Source organism: Nocardioides plantarum, assembly GCF_006346395.1.
Lineage (GTDB): Bacteria > Actinomycetota > Actinomycetes > Propionibacteriales > Nocardioidaceae > Nocardioides > Nocardioides plantarum.
Genome location: NZ_VDMS01000001.1, coordinates 1,705,950 through 1,722,508 on the forward strand (window position 1 = coordinate 1,705,950; position 16,559 = coordinate 1,722,508).

14 protein-coding genes are annotated in these 16,559 nt (G+C 71.2%); 10 read left to right on the plus strand and 4 right to left on the minus strand.

The window, feature by feature from the left end; translation table 11 throughout:
• Positions 1–3: 3 nt before the first annotated feature.
• Together FJQ56_RS08015 and FJQ56_RS08020 are read right to left on the minus strand one after the other, a co-directional pair.
• Positions 4–1,257: a fatty acid desaturase family protein gene (locus FJQ56_RS08015; RefSeq protein ID WP_140008739.1), complete on the minus strand. Its 1,254-nt coding sequence runs from the start codon at positions 1,255–1,257 to the stop codon at positions 4–6.
• Positions 1,258–1,339: 82 nt separating this feature from the next.
• A complete protein-coding gene (locus FJQ56_RS08020) occupies positions 1,340–2,449 on the minus strand; it encodes a ferredoxin reductase (RefSeq protein WP_140008741.1) in 1,110 nt (369 codons plus the stop codon).
• 84 nt (positions 2,450–2,533) lie between these two features.
• On the opposite strand from FJQ56_RS08020, the gene FJQ56_RS08025 reads away from it, so the two are divergent.
• The 5 genes from FJQ56_RS08025 (at position 2,534) to FJQ56_RS08045 (ending at position 7,486) form a co-directional block, all read left to right on the plus strand.
• Positions 2,534–3,715, plus strand: a complete 1,182-nt coding sequence (locus FJQ56_RS08025; RefSeq protein WP_140008743.1) for a helix-turn-helix domain-containing protein — start codon at positions 2,534–2,536, stop codon at positions 3,713–3,715.
• Between the two features lie 13 nt (positions 3,716–3,728).
• The gene (locus FJQ56_RS08030; protein ID WP_246084119.1) at positions 3,729–4,631 is read left to right on the plus strand and encodes an SGNH/GDSL hydrolase family protein; all 903 of its coding nucleotides are present in this window, start codon (positions 3,729–3,731) and stop codon (positions 4,629–4,631) included.
• A gap of 586 nt (positions 4,632–5,217) precedes the next feature.
• On the plus strand, positions 5,218–6,129 hold the full coding sequence (locus FJQ56_RS08035) for a matrixin family metalloprotease (RefSeq protein WP_170215314.1): 912 nt from the start codon (positions 5,218–5,220) through the stop codon (positions 6,127–6,129).
• Positions 6,130–6,248: 119 nt separating this feature from the next.
• Positions 6,249–6,833 (plus strand): RNA polymerase sigma factor, encoded by a 585-nt coding sequence (locus FJQ56_RS08040; RefSeq protein ID WP_140008749.1) that lies wholly within the window; start codon positions 6,249–6,251, stop codon positions 6,831–6,833.
• A complete protein-coding gene (locus tag FJQ56_RS08045; RefSeq protein ID WP_140008751.1) occupies positions 6,830–7,486 on the plus strand; it encodes a hypothetical protein in 657 nt (218 codons plus the stop codon). The genes FJQ56_RS08040 and FJQ56_RS08045 overlap by 4 nt, the downstream gene beginning before the upstream one ends.
• Positions 7,487–7,530: 44 nt before the next feature.
• Here the strand turns inward: FJQ56_RS08045 and FJQ56_RS08050 are convergent, their stop codons facing one another.
• A complete protein-coding gene (locus FJQ56_RS08050) occupies positions 7,531–9,057 on the minus strand; it encodes an amidohydrolase (RefSeq protein ID WP_140008752.1) in 1,527 nt (508 codons plus the stop codon).
• Positions 9,058–9,109: 52 nt separating this feature from the next.
• Here FJQ56_RS08050 and FJQ56_RS08055 point away from each other — a divergent pair, with 52 nt between their 5' ends.
• A complete protein-coding gene (locus tag FJQ56_RS08055) occupies positions 9,110–9,793 on the plus strand; it encodes a hypothetical protein (protein WP_140008754.1) in 684 nt (227 codons plus the stop codon).
• Here the strand turns inward: FJQ56_RS08055 and FJQ56_RS22405 are convergent.
• Positions 9,781–11,322 (minus strand): serine/threonine-protein kinase, encoded by a 1,542-nt coding sequence (locus tag FJQ56_RS22405; protein ID WP_140008756.1) that lies wholly within the window; start codon positions 11,320–11,322, stop codon positions 9,781–9,783. The genes FJQ56_RS08055 and FJQ56_RS22405 overlap by 13 nt on opposite strands.
• 54 nt (positions 11,323–11,376) lie before the next feature.
• On the opposite strand from FJQ56_RS22405, the gene FJQ56_RS08065 reads away from it, so the two are divergent.
• The 4 genes from FJQ56_RS08065 to acs all read left to right on the plus strand — a co-directional run bounded on the left by FJQ56_RS08065 (position 11,377) and on the right by acs (position 16,378).
• A complete protein-coding gene (locus FJQ56_RS08065; protein WP_140008758.1) occupies positions 11,377–11,973 on the plus strand; it encodes an RNA polymerase sigma factor in 597 nt (198 codons plus the stop codon).
• A 174-nt stretch (positions 11,974–12,147) separates the two neighbouring features.
• Positions 12,148–12,507: a DUF485 domain-containing protein gene (locus FJQ56_RS08070; protein ID WP_246084037.1), complete on the plus strand. Its 360-nt coding sequence runs from the start codon at positions 12,148–12,150 to the stop codon at positions 12,505–12,507.
• Complete coding sequence (locus FJQ56_RS08075) at positions 12,500–14,128, plus strand: solute symporter family protein (RefSeq protein WP_140008760.1); 1,629 nt, start codon at positions 12,500–12,502, stop codon at positions 14,126–14,128. Before FJQ56_RS08070 ends, FJQ56_RS08075 begins: the two co-directional genes overlap by 8 nt.
• Positions 14,129–14,398: 270 nt before the next feature.
• Positions 14,399–16,378, plus strand: a complete 1,980-nt coding sequence (gene acs / locus FJQ56_RS08080) for an acetate--CoA ligase (protein ID WP_140009766.1) — start codon at positions 14,399–14,401, stop codon at positions 16,376–16,378.
• Positions 16,379–16,559: the final 181 nt, after the last annotated feature.

The following is a 16,559-nucleotide window of genomic DNA, read 5'->3' on the forward strand; positions in this document are numbered from 1 at the left end:
GGGTCAGGCCGCTGCGGCGGCCTTCTTCTCGGTCCGCTGGCGCTTCTCGAGCTGGACCAGGCGGGCCTGGGCAGCACGCCGGATCTTGGGGCCCTTGGTCGACATCGCCCAGAGCAGCTTGGCCTGCGCCGGCAGGTTCTTGGGCGTCGTGGTGGCCAGGAACCCGTTGGGCAGCGAGAGCCGGACGACGCGGTGCCAGGCGCTCGCGACCTGCTTGGGCAGCGACGCCTCGTGGTAATTGAGGTCGTACTTGTCGAAGAGCGCCTCGACCTTGGGCGCGATCTCGGCGTAGCGGCTCGAGGGCAGGTCGGGGAACAGGTGGTGCTCGATCTGGTGCGACAGGTTGCCGGTCATCAGGTGCATGGCCTTGGAGCCGGAGATGTTGGCCGAGCCGAGCATCTGGCGGAGGTACCACTGGCCGCGGGTCTCGTCGGCGGGGATCGACTTGCGCTCGAAGGTCTCGACGCCCTCGGGGAAGTGACCGCACATGATCACCGAGTGCGACCACAGGTTGCGCACCAGGTTGGCGGTGAAGTTGGCGCCGAGGATCGGCAGGGTGGCGCCGAACGGCAGGCCCAGCGCGGGGTGGACGACGTAGTCCTTGGTGGCCTGCTGGCGGATCTTCTTCAGGGTCTTGGCGAGGTCGGCCTTGAAGCGCTCGCTGCGCTTCTCCTTGGGCATCGACAGGTTCTTGCCGAGCTCGAGGTCGTAGGCCGCGATGCCGTACTCGAAGAAGCAGGCGTTGATGAAGTTCCACAGCGGCTGGCCCAGGTGGAAGGGGTGCCAGCGCTGGTCCTCGTCGATGCGCATGATGCCGTAGCCGAGGTCGTTGTCCTTGCCCACGATGTTGGTGTAGGTGTGGTGGATCTCGTTGTGGGAGTGCTTCCAGCCCTCGGCGGTGGAGGCGTTGTCCCACTCCCAGGTGGTCGAGTGGATCTTCGGGTCGCGCATCCAGTCCCACTGGCCGTGCATGACGTTGTGGCCGATCTCCATGTTCTCGAGGATCTTGGCGATGGAGAGGCCGAGGGTGCCGAGCACCCACAGCGGCGGCAGGGCCGAGCCGAGGAGCACCGCACGCGAGCCGAGCTCGAGCTTGCGCTGCACGTCGACGACCTTGCGGATGTAGGCCGCGTCCTTGGCCCCCCGGGCGTCGAGGACGTCCTGGCGGATCGCGTCGAGCTCGACGCCGATCATCTCGACGTCCTCGGCCGAGAGGTGGGCGGTCGGGTTGACGTCCTGCTTGGTGATGACGGTCATCGGTATGCCTTTCGGTGATCGAGCTTGTCGAGATCTCGGTGATCGAGCTTGTCGAGATCTTCGGTGATCGAGCTTGTCGAGATCAGACCTTGATCGTGCAGGGTCCGGCGGCGGCGTTGATGCAGGTCTGGATGGCGATGCCCTCGGGGCCGGTCTCGCCGGGCACGGCGACGGTGATGGCACCGTTGCGCAGGTCGCGCACGGCGCCGGCCTGGAGCGGCAGCACACAGCCGAAGCAGACGCCGATGCGGCAGCCGCTCGGCATCAGGACGCCGACCGACTCGCCGGCGTCGAGGATCGGGGTGGAGCCGTCGGAGTCGACGACCTGACCGGACGCGAACGACACGGTGCCGCCCTCGCCGGTCTCACCGAGCACGACCGGGCGGAACCGCTCGGTCGTGAGGTCGAGGCCGCGGGCCTCGTGGTGGGCCTCGAGGGCGTCGAGCAGGCCGGCCGGGCCGCAGGCGTAGGCCAGGCGCTCGTCGAGGTCGGGCACCAGGGTCTCGAGCTCGGCGACGTCGAGCATGCCGTCGCGGTCGTCGTAGCGCTCGACCAGGCGCAGGTGCCCGGCCTCGCCGTGGGCGCGCAGCTCGTCGCGGAAGATGGCGCTGTCCTCGGTCACGTTGACGTGGACCAGGGTGATGTCGATGGCCGGGGCGACCGCGCGGGAGTAGAGGTTGCGCAGCATGCCGATGACCGGGGTGATGCCGGAGCCGGCGGTGACCAGCAGCAGCTTGGCCGGCAGCGGGTCGGGCAGCACGAACTCGCCGTCGGCCTGGGCGATCTGGATCATCTCGCCGACCCGGGCGCGGCGGACGAGGTAGCCGGAGACGAGCCCGTCGGGGATCGCCTTGACGGTGATCGAGATGCACCCGTCGCGACGCGGACCGTGGGTCAGCGAGTAGGTGCGCCACAGGCGGACCCCGTCGACGTCGACGCCGACGCGGAGGTACTGCCCCGGCACGTGGCCGGACCAGTCGCGGCCGGGCTTGATGACGAGGGTGGCGGAGTCGGCGGTCTCGGGACGGACCTCGACGATCCGCCCGCGCAGCTCGGTGCCGGCGCGCAACGGGTGGAAGACGTCGAGGACGTCGTCGAGGTCGAGCGGGGTGACGGCGGCGTCGGCGAGCCGACGCAGGCGCTGGCGCAGGCCGCGGGACTCACGGGGTGCGTCCAGGGCGGTCGAGGTCATGTGCTCCAGTATGTCGGCTCCCGGCGCTAAGATCCTGACCACGGGACGTGAAGATCCCACCCTCTTTTGTTCTCTGGAGACAGAATGCCCCCCAGGCCGCGCCGGACCACCGATCCCGGGCTGCTCCTGCCCGGCCAGGTGGCGGCCGAGATCCGCGAGGGACTGCCGGCGGTCGCCGAGGAGGTCGTCGCCGCCATCATCGACGAGGTCCCGAGCTACACCGATGCGTTCAACGGCCCGATGGGCGCTCGGATCCGCGGCGCGGTCGAGGTCGCGCTGGGCGGCTTCCTCTCGCTGGCCAGCAGCCGCCACGGCACCGACCCACGCACGCCGACCGCGCCGGCCGTCGACGGCGCCTACCAGCTGGGGCGCGGCGAGGCGCGCGGCGGTCGGTCGACCGAGGCGCTGCTGTCGGCCTACCGCATCGGGGCCCGCGTGTCCTGGCAGCGGATGGCGCAGGGCGCGGTGCGTGCCGGGCTCGATGCCGAGACGCTCGCCTCGTTCGCCGCCCTGGTGTTCGCCTACATCGACGAGCTGTCCGCGGCGAGCGTCGCCGGCCACACCGACGAGCTGGCCACCACCGGCCGGGTGCGCCAGCGTCGCCTCGAGCGCCTCGCGCACCACCTGGTCGCGCGCAGCGACGTCACCGAGGAGACGGTCCGCGCCGCCGTGGACCGCGCCGACTGGCCCGAGCCGCGCACGCTCACCGCCGTCGTGGTGCCCGAGTCGCAGGTGAGGCCGCTGCTGGCCGTCGTACCCCCCACGACCCTGCAGGCGGCCGACCCCCCGGGCCTCGACGAGGGGGTCCTGCTCCTGGTCCCCGACGTCCACGGCCGTGCCCGCGCCCGGCTGCTGCGCGCCCTACCCGAGCGCGGTGCCGTCGCCGGCCCCGCCCGCCCCTGGCTGTCGGTGCGGGCGTCCTACGAGCGGGTCCTGCGGGCCCGGGCGCTCGGCCTGGGCCACGACACCGAGCAGCACCTGACCCGGCTGGTGCTGACCGCCGACCCGGAGGCGCTGGCCGACCTGCGGGCCCAGGCCCTGGCCCCCCTGGCGGCGCTGCGCCCCGGCACGATCGACAAGCTCGCCGACACCCTGCGCCTGTGGCTGCTGCTCCAGGGGCGGCGCGACGACGTGGCGGCGGCGCTGTTCGTGCACCCCCAGACCGTGCGCTACCGCATGGGCCAGGTCCGCGAGGCCTACGGCGACACGCTCGACGACCCCGAGGTGGTGCTCGCGCTCACCCTCGCGCTGGGCGCTCCCCCGTAGCCTCGGCCAGGTGATGCGAGGACCTGTCGCCGTCCTGGCGGTGCTGACCCTGGGGCTGGTGAGCGCCTGCTCCGACTCCGACGCACCCGCCGCCGAGCCGACCTCGGCGTCGGCGTCGACTTCCCCCTCGGCGTCCGCCTCCGCGTCCGCGTCACCGTCGGGCTCCCCCACGCCCGAGGCGCCCACCGTCGGCCCGCAGTACGTCGCCCTCGGCGACTCCTACGCGGCCGCCCCCGGCGTACCCACCACCTCCGGCGCCGGGGGGTGCTTCCGCTCCAGCGGCAACTACGCCCAGCTCGTCGCGTCCGCCGCCGACCTCACCGTCACCGACGTCACCTGCAGCGGCGCGACCACCGCGACGGTGCTCGCCCAGCAGGTCACCCGGATCACCCCCGACGCCGAGCTGGTGACGATCGGGGTGGGCGGCAACGACTTCGACCTGTTCACCAAGCTCATCCAGACCTGCACGAGCCTGGCCGGCTCCGATCCCGAGGGCACGCCCTGCTCCGACACCGTCCGGGCCGAGCTCGACAAGACCCTGCCCAAGATCGACGCCAACCTCGACGGCCTCTTCGACGCCATCGCGGCGGCGGCCCCGTCGGCGAAGGTCGTCGTCGTCGGCTACCCCGACCTGCTGCCGGCTTCGGGCGGGTGCCCCGACCGGGCTCCCCTCGCGACGGGCGACTTCGCCCTCCTCAACGAGGTGACGCACGGACTGTCCGACCTGCTGCGCGGGCAGGCCGAGCGCCTCGACCTCGACTTCGTCGACCTGGAGGGTCCGAGCCGTGGTCACGACATCTGCTCGGCGACACCCTGGGTCAACGGCGCGGAGTTCGCCCCGGACGGCACGATCCCCTTCCACCCGTTCGGGGTCGAGCAGCAGGCCGTCGCCAAGCTCGTCACGGCGCTGCTCTAGGGGCCGCCTTGGTTATCGGGGGCTCGAGGGCTCGGGGTCCGGCCGACCGTGCTGGTGGTGTCGATGGCCTCGGTCAGTGAGCGAAACCCGATGCCGCAGTGCGACATCCTGATCGAGGGTAGAGACGCGGGCGTACCCGATGAGTGTCAGGGCCCGGCTCTGGCTCTGAGCGACGCTTGTCCGCTCTGCCGCGAGGGTGCGTACCTCGAGCTGGGCGCGACGATCACTCGAGCCTTGCCTCGAACGTGCAGACGAGCGACATCAGGTCGAACGCTAAATGAGCCTCATCGTTCGGCTGTGGACTGCGGAGCGGGGCGGAGCGCAGACCGCTGGGGCGTCTAGACCAGTTACCGGTTTCCCCCTTACGTCTGCGGTTGTCGGACACAAGTGTTCTTCCTTACCCATGAGAACCATGAGAGCCGCTATCGCGGCATCGTTCTGCACCGTCCTCACTGTGACCTTCGTGTCCACTGGGTCGGCATCGGGCTCCGGCTCGCCAACTGAGACGTGCCCTAGCACCAGCGACCAGGTTCTCACGGTCTCCGAGGCCGATGGGGCCTCAGCCACCGGATGCGACCTGGAGGGAATGTCCGTCGTATCCACCTCCGGGACCGTGGTGGTGCCCGAAGTCGGAGAGGCGATCTCCCTGACCGACATGATGAGCAACGGCACCGAGACCGGGCTCATCGTTGGCGTCACACCGGATGGAACCGTCGAGGTCGAGATGACCCACGAGTCTGCACCGTCAACCTCCGGCGAGGACTCGGAGGCATCGCTGGACCCGCAGGACATTGAGTTCCCGAATCGACCTCCGCCGATCGAGAGCAACAAGTGCAATAGCAGTGCCCACGCACTCACCGGGACCCGGTGGGGCGACACCTCTCCGGAGTGGCGCATCAACCAGGGAACCATCCCGACCGCGGAGGTGAGCGTGGCCGGGGCGGTGACTGCCATCAGGACGGCCTTGGGCAACGTCGTGCACCAGGAGAATAGCTGCGGCTTTGGGGACGCAACCACCATCAGCGGCACTTACCTCGGCGACACCAACGTCGTGGCGCCGATCAGCTTCGACTCCGCGGGCAATTCGGTATGTATGGCCAACAGCACCCGTGATGGCCTGAACGAGGTCCAGTTCGGCCAGCGCGGGTCGAAGCAAAACAGCATCGTGCTCGCGACCACCTGCGCGCGCCGGAACTACCGCGACGGTGTCGACCAGACCGCCGAAGTCGACATGGAGATCGCCAGCAGCTTCGCGGCTTTCGGGAGCCGGCCCGCCTTCGCGGCGGGTTGGACCATCTACCCCAACGCTTCGTACTGCGAGCAGGATCGCGACTTCGACCTCGAAGGGGTCGCGACCCACGAGTTCGGCCACTGGTACGGCCTCGCCCACGTCACGGACGACAGCCAGCTGATGTTCCCCAACCCCTCGAAACCCTGCGCGACCGACTGGCGCTACCTCGGCCGGGGAGACATCCTCGGGATGCGCGCCCTGTACTGACCATTGGCGGGCGGCCTAAGCCGCTCTGACCATCACAACCCCCAGAGCCTCCACGGCCCACCCAGAAAATACCTCGCGTACGGTGCAACGCCCGAGACCGGCCGCGACGTGTATGGGCTGTGGAGGCTCTGATGCATCAACAACAAGACGACGACCTCGGTCCTGACCCGAGCACCGGCGCCAACGACAACCGGACCGACGGCCCTACCCGATCAGCCACGAGCAGCGCCTCATCGTTCGACACTTGGGTCGACCAGCACGTCGCCTCGCTTCGCGGGTTCGCCCTAGTGGTGTGTGGCAACCCCAGCGACGCCGACGACGCACTGCAGGAGGCGTTGGTGCGCGCCTACATCAGGTGGGTCTGGATCTCGCGAACGCACGATCCCCTGCGCTACGTACGCAGGATGATCGCCAACGCCCACATCAGCGCCTGGCGCAAGCACCGCCGCCGCGAGTCCCCCATCAGCGACGTCTTCGTGCTGGTCGAGGACACAGCCTCGCGAGCCACCTCGACAGGAGGTATCGCAGAGCTCTTGTCGCAGCTCACCCCCAAGCAGCGCTTGGTAGTGGCCTTGCGCTACCTCGACGACCTGAGCTTCACCGAGATCGCCAAGACGCTCCGCATGCCGGAATCAACCGTGCGTTCGCACCACGCACGAGCCCTCAAGACCCTTCAGACCTCACCGTGGGAGAGCAAGCAATGAACAGCCAGTGGGAAGACCAGCTCCGTTCTTCGATCAAGACCGCAGGAGCACGGGCCTCCAGCAGCACCAACCCAAACCTCACTGGAGAGGTCAAGGCAATCGCGCGCCGCCGCTGGCGCAGCACGGCCCTGGCCGCGGCCGGCTGCGTGGCCGTCGCGAGCGTCGGGATCGCCGCCCTGGCACGCCCCAGTGACGCCCCCAGCCCTTCGAACACCGCGGCTGCCTCCGGCACGACTGACACCACCGGCGCGAAGGCCATCGCCTGCGGCGAGACGCTCGACGCCGTCGAGATCGCCACGACTCGCGACCTCGAGGCCGCCAGCGACGGACTGACGATTTGTCGGTGGAGCAACCCTGCCACCGGTGACCCGTATCAGGACAAAGACACCCTGAGCGGGCAGAAGCCCCTGAATGCCGAGCAGTCAGCTGATCTGCTCAAGGCCCTGCAGTCCGCCCGCAAGATCCAGTCCCCGTCCATGTGCTACTTCGCCGACAGCCCGCCTCCGCTCACCTACGAGGTACTGATCCCTACGACCGCCGGTCCCCGCGCGATCCCCGTCTCCAAGCTTTCGTGCTCTACGTTCACGCTCGCCGACGGGGCCCAGTTCTCTTCCACCAACACCCTCAAGCGACTTCACGCGCTGAGCAACTGACGCCCCTAGGGCCTAGGGGCTCAGGGCGGTCGATCGGACCGGCCCTACAGCTCCGAGGAGCGGTGGACGACCCGCCCGCCGACGACGGTCAGCGCCACCGTCGTACGACGCAGGGCGGCAGCGGCCTCCCGGGCCGACTCCGCCGGCGCGAGGGGGTCGTGGTCGAGCAGGACGAGGTCGCCGCGGGAGCCGACCCGGACGGTCGGCTGCTCGTCGACCGAGGAGGCCAGCGCCTCCCGGGGGGTGAGGGAGTGCTCGGGGTGCCAGGCGTCGCGGTCGTCGTCGACCCAGCCGCGGTGCACGGCCGCGGAGACGGCCAGCCACGGGTCGAGCGGCGAGACCGGGGCGTCGGAGCCCAGCACGAGCCGGACGCCCGCCTCGAGCATCCAGCGGAACGCGAAGGACCGGTCGCCGCGGCCGGGCCAGATCAGCTCGGTCAGGTCGCGGTCGTCGAGCAGGTGGGCGGGCTGCACCGACGCGCGCAGCCCGAGCGCCGCGATCCGGGCGGCGTCGCCGACCCCGACCAGCTGGGCGTGCTCGACGGAGCCGAGCGCACCGGTCGCGGCGTAGGCGTCGAGCGCGGCCGACACCGCGGCGTCGCCGATCGCGTGGGTCGCCACGTGCAGGCCGGACATGTGGGCCCGGGCGTGCAGGGCCTGCAGCTCGTGCGGCGGCAGGTTGGCGGCACCCGACGGGTGCGGCAGGCGGGCGCCGTCGGCGTACGGCTCGCAGCACCAGGCGGTCCGGGTGTTGAGGGAGCCGTCGCTGATGATCTTGAGCGGACCCATCACGAGCCGGTCGTCGCCCGCGACGAGCGGGGTGCCGGTGCGCAGGCCCTCCTCGATCACCGACTCCAGGCGGTCGGCGTACGACGCCATGCGCACGCGCAGCAGGTCGCAGCCCTCGGCCCAGCGCGACCGCCACTCGTCGGCCCCACCGGTGAACTCGAAGTCGACGAGGCCGACCACGCCGCGCGCGGCAGCCGCCTCGAGCGAGGAGCGGTAGGCGTCGGGTCCGTCGCCGGGGGCCCCGGTGAGCCGGGTCAGCAGCTCGTAGGCCGCGAACCACTCGTTCTCGCGGACCACCTCGTCACGGGCGCCCAGGCCGAGGGCGGCCAGCGCGACGCTGTTGAGCCACGCGTGGTGGGCGTCGCCGGCGATCAGCACCACCGGGGTCACGCCGGAGACCTCGTCGAGCTCGGCGACGGTGACCTCGCGGCTCCAGGTGCCGGGACGGTGGCCGAACCCGATCACCGGGTGGCCCGGCCTCTCGGTGACGAGCCGCGCGACCAGGTCGCGGGCCTCCTCGGGCGAGGTGACCGCCCCGGTGTCGACGCGCTGGCGGCTCAGGCTCCACTGGCCGAGGTGGACGTGCTGGTCCCAGAGCCCGGGGGCGAGCCATCGTCCGGCGGCGGCGACCTCCTCGACGCCGGCCGGCCGGGCCAGCCCGGGGCCGACCGCGGTGACCACGCCGTCCAGCACGAGCACGTCGACCGGCCCGGCCGGGGCGGGGTCGGTCACGGGGTCGGTCAGGGGCACGAGGCGTGTCTCGCGCAGCAGCAGGTCACCCACGGTGACGACGCTAGTGAACGTCGCGGGCGACCGCTGACATAGGGTCGCGCCTGTGAGGTGGCGGGTCGCGGTCGCGGTGCTCCTGGCGCTGGTGGTGGGCGCCGCCGGCGGCTGGGCCTACGCGAGCATGCAGGACGACGACGCCCCGGACACCGGACCCGTCGCCGCCGCGATCGAGCCGATCCCGGCCACGCCGAGCCTGCCGGTCAAGGTCGCCCAGCCCGACCCGGACGACGACACCCTCGAGCCCGAGGTCGTGCTCGACCCGACCGAGCTGCAGATCCCGGTGGAGGGCGACCCGGAGTACGTCGTGCGGCTCCCCGTGCCCCGCGGCTGGAAGAGGACGTTCGACGGCGAGACGAAGTTCGGCTTCACCGTGCCGGGCAACAGCCCGAAGTCCTACGGCCTGCGCGTGCAGATCATCGCCGCCCAGCGACGTTCGGTCGACTCGGCGCTGCGGGCCCGGATCTCCTCGCTCCAGTCGGCCGTCCTCCAGGGCAACCTCGGCGACCTCGACTACACCTTGAACAAGACCGGCGACGGGTTCACCGCGACCTACGTCGACACCGACGGCTACAACCGGGTGACCGTCGAGAAGTTCTACGAGGGCGAGGACGACAACGCCTTCGTGACCGTGGCGGCCTACGGGCGGTTCCGCGACCGTGCCGGCCTGGAGGACCTCTCCGCCCGGATCGGGATCGAGCTGAGCACCTCGGAGCCGGGTCAGAACCCGTAGACCCGTACCCCGTCGAGCACCCGGTTGGCGGTGCCGCGGTCGGAGCTGCGGATCTGGATCCAGAGCAGCTGGTCCTGCGAGACCCGCACGACGCGCTCGGCGATCACCCCGCCTCCCGGGCACCCGGTGAAGACACCGGTGACGGTGCTGGTCGCGTCGTTGCGCACGCTCCTGGTGGAGTTCTCGCACTTCGGGTGCTGCGGCACCTCCTCGGGCAACCGGTCGCCGGGCAGGAGGCCGGCGAAGACGCCCTCCGCAGCGGGGTCCGTCGCCCACGACGGGCTCGTGCCGACGGACAGGGCAGCGACGAGGCTCTCGTCGGCCGAGTTGGGCGGACGCCACCCACCGGTGCCCTGGGCCAGGTCCCAGGCGGCGGGGACCAGGACGCTCACGCTGTCCGAGGCGTCCATGATCCTGACCTCGGCCGGCCCGGCTGCCTCCTGGTCGAGCTCGTCCTGCCCGTAGTAGCCCGCAGCCGCGCCCCCGCCGAGGGCGACGAGCACCGCGACCGCGATCGCCAGGGCACGGCCCACGCGCCGACGACGCCGCGGCGGCACCGGCTCGGGCAGGGGGTTGTCGGAGGGCATCGGCGTGGGCCGCACACCGGGCTGGGTCAGCGCCGGGTCGAGCGGGAGCAGCCGGGTGCCGGGGCCGTCGGGCCCGCCCTGCCCGTCGGCCAGGGCGCTGGTCAGCGCATCGACGTACGCCGTCACGCTGGGCCAGCGCGAGGTGCGGTCGACGGCGAGCGCGCGGCGTACGACCTGCTCGACGGCGTCGGGGAACTCCCGTCCGGCCGCCGACAACGCCGCCGGCTCGGCCGGAGCGGCGGCCGCGGGCAGCGACGCGTGGTTCCACGGCAGCCGCCCGCTCAGCAGCAGGAAGGTGAGCACCCCCAACGAGAACTGGTCGGCCCGGGCGTCGGGGGTCTCGCCCTGGGCCTGCTCGGGCGCGACGTAGGCGGGGGTGCCGGCGATCATCGTCAGCCGCGACGACACGTCGAGGGCCTTGCCGAGGCCGAGGTCGCCGACCATGGCGCGCACGCCGTCGGGCCCGGCCGACGGGTCGACGGTGCGGAACAGCACGTTGGCGGGCTTGACGTCGCGGTGCAGGATGCCGCGGTCGTGGAGCGCCTGCAGCCCGCGTCCGACCTGGGCGACGACCTCGAGGGCCTGGGGCACGGTGACGCCGCCCTGCTCGAGCCGGTCACTGAGCGTGCCCTGGTCGGCGTAGGCCATCACGAGGTAGGGCCGGCCGTCGTCGAGCGAGCCGGCGTCGTAGACCGGCACCACGTGGGGCGACTCCACGCGCCGCAGGTAGCGGCCCTCCTCGACGAAGCGGGTGCGCACCTCGTGCTGCTCGGCCCAGTTGTCGGCGAGCACCTTGATCGCCACCGGGGCGTCGAGCTGCTCGTCGTAGCCCAGCCACACCGTCGCGAACCCGCCGCTGCCGATCCGCCGCCGGACGGCGTACCGCCCGAAGTGGCTCGGGCCGGACGACGGGGACGTCGGCGGCGGCTGGGTGTCGGACACGCGTGCATTATGTCCTCAGGCGTGGACGAACCACGGAAGGGAAGGGTGGGCGGCATGGCTCTCGACGCGGGACGACAGGACGGGCACGACTCCGGGACGACCCCCGACGAGATCGACGAGCTGGCCCGGCGCGCCCAGGCCGGCGACGCCGACGCTCTGGAGGCGGTCCTCGCCGCGATCCGCCCGCGCACGCTCAACGTCTGCCGCGGCGTGCTGCCCTACACCCCCGACGCCGAGGACGCCTGCCAGGAGGCGCTGCTCAACATCGCGACCAAGATCGGGTCGTGGGGCGGCCGGGGCCGGTTCACGACGTGGACCCACGTGGTCGCCGTCAACAGCTCGCGGACGACGTACCGCCGGATGAAGAACCAGGCGACGGCCTACGACCCGCAGGAGCACAACCCGCTCAGCGAGCGACCCGACCCGCGCACCACCAGCGTCATCGCCGGCACCCGCCTCGACCTGCTCGAGGCGATGGAGACCATCGAGAAGGACCACCCCCAGTACGTCGAGCCGCTGCTGCTCCGCGACGTCTACGGCCTGCCCTACGACGAGATCGCCGAGCTCGTCGGCGTGCCGCTCGGCACGGTCAAGGCGCAGATCCACCACGGCCGCAAGCTCGCCCGGCCGCTGCTGCGCGGCGACGGGTAGCCGTCCGCCCGGTCGGCCGCCCGACCGCTCGTCCCACCGGACCGACCGCTCGTCGCACGTCGGTCCCCGTCCGGCGCAGCGTCGGCGCGCACCCCTGCCGGCGTACGACGGCGCGCTCCTAACGTGACCGGCGTCACGTTCCGCCCGGCAGCACCGCCCGAAAGGCGCCGACCCATGCCCCAGGACTCGCCCCCACCCCACGACATGGCCGCCCGCCATGACCCCATCTACGAGACGCTGCACGCCTCGGACGACTTCGCCGAGCTGCGGCGCCGCTACCGCGGGTTCGCCATCCCCGCGACCGTCGGCTTCCTCGCCTGGTTCCTGCTCTACGTCGTGCTGTCCAACTGGGCGACCGGGTTCATGTCGCACCGCCTGTTCGGCAACATCAACGTCGCGCTGGTCTTCGGCCTGCTGCAGTTCCTGACGACGTTCGGCATCGCCTACCTCTACAGCCGCTACTCCATCGCCAAGCTGGACCCGCTGTCGGAGAAGCTCGAGGCCCGGTTCGAGAAGGAGCGCTCCCGTGGATGACAAGGTCCTGACCATCGGGCTGTTCCTCGCCGTCGTCGCCCTGACGGTCTACATCACCCTGCGCGCCAGCCGTACGACGTCCGGCACCTCGGACTTCTTCGCCGGCGGCCGCTCGTTCACGCCGATCCAGAACGGGATGGCGATCGGCGGCGACTACATGTCGGCGGCGTCGTTCCTCGGCATCTCCGGCGCCATCGCCCTGACCGGCTACGACGGCTTCCTCTACTCGATCGGCTTCCTCGTCGCCTGGCTCGTGGCCCTGCTGCTCGTCGCGGAGATGCTGCGCAACTCCGGCAAGTTCACGATGGCCGACCAGCTGGCCTACCGGATGAGGCAGCGGCCCGTCCGCACGGCGGCCGCCGGTTCCACCGTCGTGGTGTCGATCTTCTACCTGCTGGCCCAGATGGTCGGCGCGGGCACGCTCGTGGCCCTGCTCCTCGACATCGAGACGACCAACACCCTGGCGATCAGCGCCGTCATCGCCGGCGTCGGCGCCCTGATGGTCTTCTACGTGACCGTCGGCGGCATGAAGGGCACCACCTGGGTGCAGATCGTCAAGGCCGTGCTGCTCATGGCCGGCTCGGCGCTCATCGTCTTCCTGGTGCTCGCCAAGTTCGACTTCAACGTCAGCGAGCTGCTCGGCGCCGCCGCCCAGCAGTCGGGCAAGGAGGGCTTCCTCGACCCCGGCATCAAGTACGGCATCAGCGAGACCACCAAGATCGACTTCGTCAGCCTCGGGCTCGCGCTCGTGCTCGGCACGGCCGGGCTGCCGCACATCCTGGTGCGCTTCTACACCGTCCCGACCGCCAAGGACGCCCGCAAGTCGGTGCTGTGGGCGATCGCCATCATCGGCGTGTTCTACCTGTTCACGCTGATCCTCGGATTCGGCGCCGCGGCCCTGCTCGACACCGGACCGGACAGCGCGACCGCCATCAGCAAGGGCAACCAGGCCTCGCCGCTGCTCGCCCAGGAGGTCGGCGGCGGAGCCGGCTCCACCGGCGGCGCGATCATGATCGCGCTCATCTCGGCCGTCGCCTTCGCCACGATCCTCGCCGTGGTCGCCGGGCTGGTGCTGACGTCCTCGACGTCGGTGGCCCACGACATCTACAACAGCGTGATCCGCAAGGGCCAGGCGACCGAGAAGGAGGAGATCCGGATGACGCGGTACGCCGCCGCCGGCATCGGCGTCGTGGCGATCGCCCTGGCCATCCCGGCGCGCAACCTCAACATCGCGTTCCTGGTGGCGCTCGCGTTCGCGGTGGCCGCGTCGGCCAACCTGCCCGCGCTCGTCTACAACCTGTTCTGGCGGCGCTTCAACACCCGCGGCGCGCTCTGGAGCATCTACGGCGGGCTGACCTCCTGCATCGGGCTGGTCATCTTCAGCCCGGTCGTCTCGGGCAAGGGTGAGATCAAGGGCGTCAACCAGTCGCTGCTACCGACCAGCATCGACATCTCCTGGTTCCCGCTGGAGAACCCCGGCATCGTCTCGATCCCGCTGGGCTTCTTCCTCGGCTGGCTCGGCACCGTCACCAGCAAGGAGACCGCCTCCGAGGAGCGCTACACCGAGCTCGAGGTCCGCGCCCTCACCGGCGCCGGCTCCGAGAAGGCGATCAGCCACTAGCCCGACCCACCCCACGGTGGTCGAGCCGCCCGGTGCGCGCTGGCGCGCCGGGCGAGTCGAGACCCCCGCAGCCGACCTCTCCAGCCCGACCGACCCGGTCGAGCCGGACGCTCGCTGCGGGGGTCTCGACTCGGGCTCGCCGAGGGCTCGCCCGGCTCGACCACCGTGAGGTGGACCCAACGTCCGCGCAACCGGCCCTCGCTAGTGTGACGAGGGCCGCACACCCCGCACCAGGAGAAGCCCGTGAGCGAAGAGACCCAGCCCGAGGCCATGCTGTCCAACCTGCTGCAGGAGGACCGGACCTTCGAGCCCCCGGCCGCGCTGGCCGCCGACGCCAACCTCAAGGCCGAGGCCTACGCGCGTGCCGAGGCCGACGTCGAGGCGTTCTGGGCCGAGCAGGCCGACCGCCTCACCTGGACCCAGACGTGGGACCGGGTGCTCGACTGGGACCACCCGCCGTTCGCCAAGTGGTTCGTCGGGGGCACGCTCAACGCGGCCTACAACTGCGTCGACCGGCACGTCGAGGCCGGCCGCGGCGACAAGGTCGCGCTGCACTTCGTCGGCGAGCCCGTCGACCCCGAGCTGTCGGGCACGCGCTCGATCACCTACGCCCAGCTCAAGGACCTCGTCTCCCAGGCCGCCAACGCGCTGACCGACCTCGGCGTCGAGACCGGTGACCGCGTCGCGATCTACATGCCGATGATCCCCGAGGCGGTCGTCGCGATGCTGGCGTGCGCGCGCATCGGCGCCCCGCACACGGTGGTCTTCGGCGGGTTCTCGTCCGACGCGCTCGCCTCGCGCCTCGAGGACTGCCAGGCCAAGGTCGTCGTCACCTCCGACGGCGGCTACCGCCGCGGCTCGGCCTCGGCCCTCAAGCCCGCCGTCGACGAGGCCCGCGCCAAGGCCGAGGGCCTCGGGCACACCGTGGCCAAGGTCCTGGTCGTCAAGCGCACCGGCCAGGAGGTCGACTGGGACGACGCCGTCGACGTCTGGTGGCACGACGCCGTCGACCAGGCCTCGACCGAGCACACCCCCGAGGCGTTCGACTCCGAGCACCCGCTCTACGTCATGTACACCTCGGGCACCACCGGCAAGCCCAAGGGCATCCTGCACACCACCGGCGGCTACCTGACCGGCACGGCCTACACGCACTGGGCCGTGTTCGACCTCAAGCCCGAGACCGACGTCTACTGGTGCACCGCAGACATCGGCTGGGTGACCGGCCACTCCTACATCGTCTACGGGCCGCTAACCAACGGCGCGACGCAGGTGCTCTACGAGGGCACTCCCGACAGCCCCGAGCGTGGCCGGTGGTGGGACATCATCGAGGAGTACGGCGTCACGCAGTTCTACACGGCGCCGACCGCGATCCGCTCCTTCATGAAGCAGGGCCGCGAGATCCCCGACCAGCGCGACCTGTCGTCGCTGCGGCTCCTCGGCTCGGTGGGTGAGTCGATCAACCCCGAGGCCTACATGTGGTACCGCGAGGTCATCGGCGGCGACCGCTGCCCGATCGTCGACACCTGGTGGCAGACCGAGACCGGCGCCATGATGATCAGCCCGCTGCCCGGCGTCACCGCCGGCAAGCCCGGCTCGGCGATGAAGGCCCTGCCCGGCATCGCCGCCGACGTCGTCGACGAGAACGGCGACTCGGTGCCCAACGGATCCGGCGGCTACCTCGTCGTCAAGGGGCCGTGGCCGGCCATGCTGCGCACCATCTGGGGCGACGACGAGCGCTACCGCGACACCTACTGGTCGCGCTTCGACAAGCAGGGCTTCTACTTCGCCGGCGACGGCGCCAAGAAGGACGCCGACGGCGACATCTGGCTCCTGGGCCGTGTCGACGACGTCATGAACGTCTCCGGCCACCGGTTGTCGACCACCGAGATCGAGTCGGCCCTCGTCTCGCACCCCAAGGTCGCCGAGGCGGCGGTGGTCGGCGCCAAGGACGAGGACACCGGCCAGGCCGTCTGTGCCTTCGTCATCCTGCGCGACAGCGCGGGCGACGGCGGCGACGACATCGTCTCCGAGCTGCGCAAGCACGTGCGCAAGGAGATCGGGCCGATCGCGACCCCGCGCCAGATCATGGTCGTGGCCGAGCTCCCCAAGACCCGCTCCGGCAAGATCATGCGCCGCCTGCTGCGCGACGTCGCCGAGCACCGCGAGGTCGGCGACGTCACCACGCTGGCCGACTCGTCGGTGATGGACCTGATCTCCTCGGGCCTCGACCAGGGCAAGGGCGAGGACTGATGCGACGGTGGTCGAGGAGGTTCCGCTAGGAACCGTCTCGAGACCACGGGGGCCGCGGCCGACGACCTGACCTGGCTCGCTGCGGCCGCGTGGTCTCGAGACGGCCGCGGGCGGCCTCCTCGACCACCGTGGGCGGACCAGGGGCAGCCACCTCGACCGGTAGGGTGTCTCGCGGTGCGCC

Coding starts and splice junctions, on each gene's coding strand:
- FJQ56_RS08015 (WP_140008739.1), bottom strand. CDS start 1,257: ATGACCGTCATCACCAAGCAGGACGTCAACCCGACCGCCCACCTCTCG.
- FJQ56_RS08020 (WP_140008741.1), bottom strand. CDS start 2,449: ATGACCTCGACCGCCCTGGACGCACCCCGTGAGTCCCGCGGCCTGCGC.
- FJQ56_RS08025 (WP_140008743.1), top strand. CDS start 2,534: ATGCCCCCCAGGCCGCGCCGGACCACCGATCCCGGGCTGCTCCTGCCC.
- FJQ56_RS08030 (WP_246084119.1), top strand. CDS start 3,729: ATGCGAGGACCTGTCGCCGTCCTGGCGGTGCTGACCCTGGGGCTGGTG.
- FJQ56_RS08035 (WP_170215314.1), top strand. CDS start 5,218: ATGTCCGTCGTATCCACCTCCGGGACCGTGGTGGTGCCCGAAGTCGGA.
- FJQ56_RS08045 (WP_140008751.1), top strand. CDS start 6,830: ATGAACAGCCAGTGGGAAGACCAGCTCCGTTCTTCGATCAAGACCGCA.
- FJQ56_RS08065 (WP_140008758.1), top strand. CDS start 11,377: ATGGCTCTCGACGCGGGACGACAGGACGGGCACGACTCCGGGACGACC.
- FJQ56_RS08070 (WP_246084037.1), top strand. CDS start 12,148: ATGCCCCAGGACTCGCCCCCACCCCACGACATGGCCGCCCGCCATGAC.
- acs (WP_140009766.1), top strand. CDS start 14,399: ATGCTGTCCAACCTGCTGCAGGAGGACCGGACCTTCGAGCCCCCGGCC.